The organism is Acinetobacter sp. YH16032, from assembly GCF_013417345.1.
Lineage (GTDB): Bacteria > Pseudomonadota > Gammaproteobacteria > Pseudomonadales > Moraxellaceae > Acinetobacter.
This window is the reverse complement of sequence record NZ_VPEE01000070.1, coordinates 1-5156: the sequence shown is the minus strand read 5'-3', so window position 1 is coordinate 5156 and position 5156 is coordinate 1. Positions and strand designations below refer to the sequence as shown.

Sequence of the window (5156 nt, the reverse complement as noted above, 5' to 3'; positions counted from 1 at the left end):
GTGGACATATAAGAGCTAAAACCCTTTATTCATAAGGCTTTCAAGCCATTTAAAAGCATTTAAAAACTTTAAAATAATTAAAAGCCCAGGGAAGGAAAAATTGCCCTTGGTTTTCGCTTCGCTCAAACTCTATTGAACTTCGCTTGCGCTCAGTTCGTCGGGGCAATTTTTTGGTTAATACTTGCGTGACTTTAAGAAAAAGCAAAAGCAACTCGGAATTCGCTTCGCTCATAAAACTTTTTTACTCGCTACGCTCGATCCAGGAGCAAATTTCTGCATGAAACTTACGCTTTCTTAGGCTAAAGAGGACAAAAAAATGTTTTTCAGAGGGTCTAGGCGCAAATTTTGATAGTTCGCTCGTAGACACTCGCTCTATGCATCTATCTAAAGTCAAAATACCTCTTTATTTCGCTCTCATTTGCGTTTTTTGAGCTGTTTTCTGTTTTTCACTATGAGATCTATGTTTTTTAGGTAAAGGCTCTTAAATCGCATTTGAACGCGTTCTGTGAAGCTTTTCATAATTAAAGTTTTGGGTTGAAATTTTTAACCTGGATGAATGGACAAAAAATTGATTTTTTACGTTTTTCTAAACAAGGAAATAAATACTTTTTTCCATGCAAAACCAAGCACCGGCCCTACGTCACTTTAGCCAATTTTCCAATCCAAGATCCGGCACATGCCGGGATTTTTTTGTCACACACCACGCATCTAACGATGACACCCCTCAAAGCCTTACAGGATAAGGATTTCAGCGATTTTTTAGGGTCTCAGAAACGTGTACAGAAAAATGGTCTTTTTTTAGAATAAGTGATTGAATTATCTATTTTTTATGCTGTGCTCATGGTTGTACATCAAAACAACACTTTTTTTAGATAAGATATTGATAAATTTAAGAAAAACTATGTACTCATGGTTGTACATAAAAAAAGCATTATATTTAAATAAGTTTTTGTTTTAAAATAAATTAATTCTGTACAAATAGGTTTGTACGTAATTTATTTATTCTTTTAATTTAAATTATTGAATTATCTTGACTTAATCTTGTACAAACTCTAATTTTTATAAGAGATGTAATTTATGGGCGAAAAAGTCAAAACTTATGCAGTCAGACTAGATCCACAAGTAGCAGAATTCTACGATCAATTGGCTAATTCAGAAGGAATCAGAACCAGTAAATTGTTCAGTAAAATTTTGACTAATGATTTTCAATCTATTGCTGTTAAGCATCAGGCAGATCGTATTGAGGACTTAGTGAATAGATTAGAAAAACGAATAGATGATTTTGAGGAAGACAACAATTTTTCTGAAAAATACTATGAGGATTTTAGTAGTACATACATGATGCTTTTATGGTTATTAATGAAAAATGGTGCTTCTAAAGACGAAATTAGAAGTATGCAAGCTAAGGCCGCTAATTATGCGGAACAAAACTTTTCTTCTAAGGAATCTTAATTTTGGACAATATTATTCAACTTTTAAAACCATGTACGCTTTGTGGAAATGGACAGAATGTACAGCTTTTTGCCGGGTTGATGCTGTGTGAAAGTTGTCAGGAAAATATCAGGCTTACAAATCCAGGTATGTTCTCTGCCAATGATAAGATTGAACAGAAAGCTCTGGATTAACCTGAGCTTTTGCATAAAAATTAACAGCGGCCTGCTGCTTTCAATAGAGCATTACATTGCTTATCACTACTTTGTTTTACAGAGTTAGAACCCGAACAAACTGCCTGGGAACTAATAGCTCCTCCAACTGTTGTGATATAACATTGATGTGATTTTTTTCCTACAGTGGCTACAAAGTTTATCGTGCCATCAATAGATCCTTGTCTATTTGATATGGCCACTTTGTCTGAAGTTGTATTTAAAGCAAAGGCTGCCTTTTGTTCTAAAGTTTGATCCTGGATGACCATATTTCCGACTGTGCCGCATCCTACAAAAAGAGATGCAAATAACAATGGTAATAATTTGAAATTTTTCATAAATTTTCCTAAATATATTTAAATAAGTTAGATTCCAAAACTACAATTAGGAATTTCTTTCTGGAGCTCTCGATAGTTATCTTTAATTTTATCCTGTTCGACTTTTTGAGCATCTCGCGCAAAAATATTGAATGCTTTAGCTTCCTCTCTATATTTCAATCTTAAGCTTTCGCAGTTTTTCTTATGTGTGATCATCTGTTTTGCATCATCTTCACTAATTTTGGTATAGCGTTGATTACTAATTCGCAGTGTTTTTCCATCATCAGATAAGTTGAATGTGATAACTGCTAAACCGTTATTCACACCAAGTTCTTTTTCTTTCTTCTCTAAAACCGTTCCTGATTTTTTATTTCCAAACCAATCAGTTTCTGAAAGAATATTCTCATTTACGATGTAAGTTTCTTTGCCCTCTTTATAGATTTCTAAAACTTTTGGATATTTTGTATCTTCAAGTTGCCAGTAACCAACATATTTATCATGAGGTTTGGAACATGCTGTTAAAGCTAAAGCAACTAAAGTAAGGAAAAATATTTTCATGATTTGCTCAGACAAATTATATTTTAAAAGGTCATAAGAATAGAGTATTTTTCAAGTATGTCTAAGGACATAAAAAACCAGATTTGTATAGCTAAAGTAATGAAAAAAAACACTATTATTTTATTTCAATCTCTAGATTATATGTTTATAACAAATTGGCTATCTGGTAAGTCGATCATTATTCTTAGTGTTATCAGTTTTATGTATTTTAGATTTTTTATATATTGTTCTTAAGCAAGGCGGAAAGTTAATAAAATAATTATGACCTATCTAGCCACGTGATTTAGGGTCAATTTTTATCTCTCCCAACCCTCGGTTGGGATTTTTGCCTGAGATTTCGCATAAGAGATTTTATGTTAAATCCTTTTATATATTTCTTTTATTAGTTCATTTGTATAAGATCATATCTGCTCGATTACCGTCTAAAAAACAAGGATTTTTTGTGAAAAAGCCTAATCAAAAAGCTATTCTTCGTCAGAAAAAATCAGATTTAAAAATAAGAAAGGAAGGTAAAAAAAGATCACATACTTATATCGGCTTAATAAAATTTTCATCTGTAATCTCATTAGCTAAAATGGGTCATAGAGAAAAATTTCTAGAAACTATAAGAAAAATAAAGCTGAGAGATAGAGCTAATAAGAGTTTATATCTTAATTTTAAGGATGTAGAACTATTGTTGCCAGAAGGCGTTATTTACCTTTTACATCAATTGGATAAGTTAAAAAATAAAAAAGAATTACTAGGACGAACCTCTGATAAGGATGTAGTAAAAGCTATGTTCTCTAGATTAGGCATTCATAGTCTTATTAAACAGCCTCCTTATGTTGGTAAAACTATTAATATTGTTGATAGATGGGAGTGTTTATCGGGAGATAGCGCTGATTTAGGCGAGGAATACGAAAAGATTGAAGAGCAAATAGCTATGATCTTACCAGATAGAAGAGCTAGATTTGTTTTACAAAATGCTATTGCTGAAGCAATCAGTAATGTGATCAATCATGCCTATGATGAAAATGCTCAATATAAGAAATGGTTTTTATTCTTTTGCATAGATAAAGAGAAAAATACATGTCTGATCGTGGTATCAGATGTAGGAAAAACTATTCCGGTAACTATTCCAGTTAAGCTAAGAGATCGTTTATCTATTAATCCAATTGAACTCTTTACTGGTAAAAATGACTCTCAATTGATTGAAATAGCAACAAAATGGAGAAGATCTGCAACAGAAGAGTACCATCGAGGAAAAGGCTTTAATGATATCATGCAGGTTGAATCTGATGTAGATGGTGCAAATGTGATAGTTCTAAGTAGAAAAGGGGCTTGGTCATCTGTCGCTGGTTTAAAAGACTACAAAGATGCTATTGAAGGTACAACTGTAGGATGGGAAATTCCTTTGAATAATGTGAAATTAGTCGCGAGTAAAACTTATGCTTGAAATCAAATATGATGTGGCTAAAGAATATTATCCAAGACCTATGGGTAGAGCTAGAAAAGATGGTCTACATAGTGGTGAACGATTTAGAGAAGAAGTTCTACTACCTTTTTTCCAATCTTTAAAAACGAATCCAAACCAAATTCTTGTTTTAGATTTTAATGGTATATCTACAGCTGGATCTTCTTATCTAGAAGAATCTTTTGGTGGTCTAATTCGTAAAAATGGTTATCGTAAATCTGATTTAAATAGACATCTAAAGATAGTGGTAGATGATGACTTAAAAGAACTTATTACTGATAGAATAGAAAAGTATATTAATGACGCTGAAAGTAAAGTGAAATAAATCATATGGATAAGGAACTATATGTTGTTTGGACGTCACTTCTGCTTTTGTGGTTTTTTTCCATTTGTAGCGTATTAATAAAACCTGATCTTATTCCTTATAATTGGCTAGCTCCTATATTTAAAGCTATTACAGTTGCTATCCCTGTATATGTGTTTTTATTCAGAATAAAAAACTCTTTATTAATGAAATCAATCAAGTCTGCTAATGATCTGTTAATCAAGACCAATGAAACATGTATTAATGTTTTCTTAGATGATGATCCTCAAAAAACTTTTAAAGATATTAAAAAAGTTTCCTTATATTTAACTTATTTAAAATCCGAAGTGAATAATTTTCCCTATGGTGGACCAATTTCAGCTCTTCTTTTTTCAAAAAAGATGAAATTTTTGAAGGAATATGAAAGAGAAGCTCTTAAAGCCTATTCTGATTATTATGAGTTAATTACATTTGATACCATAATTGAAAATAAGACATCTACAATGACAAAAGAAGAGTCGGAAGAGCTAATAGATAGGATAATTCATTCATCTACAATACTTTCTAACATTCTTGAAAAACATCTAAGAAAATATATTTAAGATTTCCTACAATTAACATAATACACGTTATACGAAGTCAAAAAATGGGAGCTAAGCTCCCATTTTTAATGCATTTTTTTAAATAAGGCTAGGATGTGCATCTAAGATTCGAATTAATGTTGCCGCTGGTCCTGTCGGATAGCGTCGGCCTTGTTCCCAGTTTTGCAGGGTGCGATGACTGATGTGGAGACGTGCAGCAAATTCGCTTTGACTTAAACCAGTTTTTTCTCGGACTTCCTTAATATCAGGTAATTCAAGTTCGGTTGTTCGACTTGCTTG

The 5156-nt window shown here is 32.2% G+C and carries 8 protein-coding genes; 5 read left to right on the top strand and 3 right to left on the bottom strand.

Features of this window, described 5'->3' with window-relative positions; genetic code table 11:
- Positions 1-1077: 1077 nt before the first annotated feature.
- Positions 1078-1452 (top strand): hypothetical protein, encoded by a 375-nt coding sequence (locus tag FTV32_RS15810; RefSeq protein WP_180029084.1) that lies wholly within the window; start codon positions 1078-1080, stop codon positions 1450-1452.
- 2 nt (positions 1453-1454) lie between these two features.
- Complete coding sequence (locus FTV32_RS15805; protein ID WP_163146735.1) at positions 1455-1625, top strand: hypothetical protein; 171 nt, start codon at positions 1455-1457, stop codon at positions 1623-1625.
- A gap of 20 nt (positions 1626-1645) precedes the next feature.
- On the opposite strand, the gene FTV32_RS15800 is transcribed toward FTV32_RS15805, so the two are convergent.
- The gene (locus FTV32_RS15800; RefSeq protein WP_075175697.1) at positions 1646-1981 is read right to left on the bottom strand and encodes a hypothetical protein; all 336 of its coding nucleotides are present in this window, start codon (positions 1979-1981) and stop codon (positions 1646-1648) included.
- A 27-nt stretch (positions 1982-2008) separates the two neighbouring features.
- Positions 2009-2518, bottom strand: coding sequence for a hypothetical protein (locus FTV32_RS15795; RefSeq protein ID WP_046206310.1), 510 nt, complete (start codon positions 2516-2518; stop codon positions 2009-2011).
- Positions 2519-2960: 442 nt separating this feature from the next.
- On the opposite strand from FTV32_RS15795, the gene FTV32_RS15790 reads away from it, so the two are divergent.
- The 3 genes from FTV32_RS15790 to FTV32_RS15780 are packed head-to-tail and all read left to right on the top strand — an operon-like array spanning position 2961 to position 4877.
- Positions 2961-3953 carry a hypothetical protein gene (locus FTV32_RS15790; protein WP_121973992.1) on the top strand — a complete coding sequence of 331 codons (993 nt, stop codon included), beginning with the start codon at positions 2961-2963 and terminating at the stop codon, positions 3951-3953.
- Positions 3946-4296 carry an STAS-like domain-containing protein gene (locus FTV32_RS15785; protein WP_121973991.1) on the top strand — a complete coding sequence of 117 codons (351 nt, stop codon included), beginning with the start codon at positions 3946-3948 and terminating at the stop codon, positions 4294-4296. The genes FTV32_RS15790 and FTV32_RS15785 overlap by 8 nt, the downstream gene beginning before the upstream one ends.
- 5 nt (positions 4297-4301) lie before the next feature.
- Complete coding sequence (locus FTV32_RS15780) at positions 4302-4877, top strand: hypothetical protein (protein WP_121973990.1); 576 nt, start codon at positions 4302-4304, stop codon at positions 4875-4877.
- Positions 4878-4955: 78 nt separating this feature from the next.
- On the opposite strand, the gene FTV32_RS15775 is transcribed toward FTV32_RS15780, so the two are convergent.
- Positions 4956-5156: DNA-binding transcriptional regulator (locus FTV32_RS15775; RefSeq protein ID WP_180029083.1), on the bottom strand; the 201-nt coding region annotated here is incomplete at its 5' end.

Coding starts and splice junctions, on each gene's coding strand:
- FTV32_RS15810 (WP_180029084.1), top strand. CDS start 1,078: ATGGGCGAAAAAGTCAAAACTTATGCAGTCAGACTAGATCCACAAGTA.
- FTV32_RS15800 (WP_075175697.1), bottom strand. CDS start 1,981: ATGAAAAATTTCAAATTATTACCATTGTTATTTGCATCTCTTTTTGTA.
- FTV32_RS15795 (WP_046206310.1), bottom strand. CDS start 2,518: ATGAAAATATTTTTCCTTACTTTAGTTGCTTTAGCTTTAACAGCATGT.
- FTV32_RS15785 (WP_121973991.1), top strand. CDS start 3,946: ATGCTTGAAATCAAATATGATGTGGCTAAAGAATATTATCCAAGACCT.
- FTV32_RS15780 (WP_121973990.1), top strand. CDS start 4,302: ATGGATAAGGAACTATATGTTGTTTGGACGTCACTTCTGCTTTTGTGG.